At 64.2% G+C, this 1,292-nt stretch carries 1 protein-coding gene and 1 pseudogene; both read left to right on the top strand.

Annotation, left to right across the window (positions count from 1 at the left end):
• A partial coding sequence (locus CR165_RS24155; RefSeq protein ID WP_245906759.1) for an IS5 family transposase occupies positions 1-614 on the top strand: 614 nt, incomplete at its 5' end.
• A gap of 321 nt (positions 615-935) precedes the next feature.
• Positions 936-1,160, top strand: a pseudogene (locus CR165_RS26205) (transposase); the annotation flags it as partial.
• Positions 1,161-1,292 lie beyond the last annotated feature (132 nt).

Below are 1,292 nucleotides of genomic sequence, written 5' to 3' on the forward strand. Positions count from 1 at the left end.
GCACCGGAGGTGATCATGCCGGAAAGGGCCAGACCCGTGCCCCACCCCGGTTCCAATGGCTCATCGCCGCCGCCTCTGACCATGCTCCACTAAAATCTTGCCCGGACCAGTTGATGGGGGCTGGTCATTCGGCCGGGGTTCTGGACAGCCAGACGGTGAAGTCGCCTCATGCGCCGGGCGGTGGGGGCTATGATGCTGCCAAGCGGCTCAAGGGCTGCAAGCGCCACATCGCGGTGGACACCGATGGCCGCCTGCTGATGGTCAACCTGACGGCGGCCGACGTGCAGGACGCGGCCGGGGCCGAGCAGATCGTCAAGGCGATCCGCAAGCGCTGGCCCTGGCTGAAACACCTTTTCGCTGACGGCGCCTATGACCGCGGCAAGCTGATGAGCGTCGCTGCCTACCGTGACTTCGTCATCGAGGTGGTGCGCAAGCTGACAGGCCAACAAGGCTTCCAGGTCCTGCCACGCCGCTGGGTGGTGGAGAGGACCTTCGGCTGGATGACCCGCTGGCGTCGCCTGGTCCGTGACTACGAGCGCCGCTCCGACGTCTCCGAAGCCATGATCCACGTCGGCATGGGCGCGCTCCTCATCAGGCGCATCGCCCACCCATGACCATTCTCAAACGGGCACTAAGCCTGGTGTCCGGTCGAATTGGGGGCCGCTCCACTCAGTCATCCCTTGGCTCGATGCTCGATATTCTGACGTCAGAACTCCGGCCCGCCAGGAAGGGCCGCAGGGCCGGCAGTTTTACCGTAAGCGCGGCCTGAACATCCTTCTTCCCAATCGTGCCGGTACTGTGGTGCCTCGCCTTCAGGTGGGGAGCTTCGAGCCGACATTATGGTCGATGTTAATGACGACGCGGGTGGCCGCGGATATCGCCGGGTAGAGGTGCTGACGGGTCCTGGACGCCGTCGCCAGTAGTCGGAGGAGGCTAAGGCGCAGATTGTCGCGGAGACGCTCGCACCCGGCGCCGTCATTGCCGAGGTGGCGCGTCGCTGGCAGGTCTGCTCACAGCAGGTGTTCACCTGGCGGCGGGAGATGCGGCACAGCGTGGCGCCCTCGTTCGTGCCGATCGTGGCGGAGCCCAGTATGGCGCCGCACGTGTCCACTCCATCGCCCTGCATCGAGATCCAGGTGGCTAGGCTCAGGACCTATTAAATGATCTCTTGCGCTTTGATTTTTCTGTGATTCCATGGCGGCCGGAAGTGCTGCCATGGCTGACCTGTTCTGGCTCACAAAGGCACAGATCGAGCGGATCACGCACTACTTCCCGCTCTCACACGGAGTGCC

Origin of the sequence: Teichococcus aestuarii (assembly GCF_003116135.1) — a bacterium.
Lineage (GTDB): Bacteria > Pseudomonadota > Alphaproteobacteria > Acetobacterales > Acetobacteraceae > Pseudoroseomonas > Pseudoroseomonas aestuarii.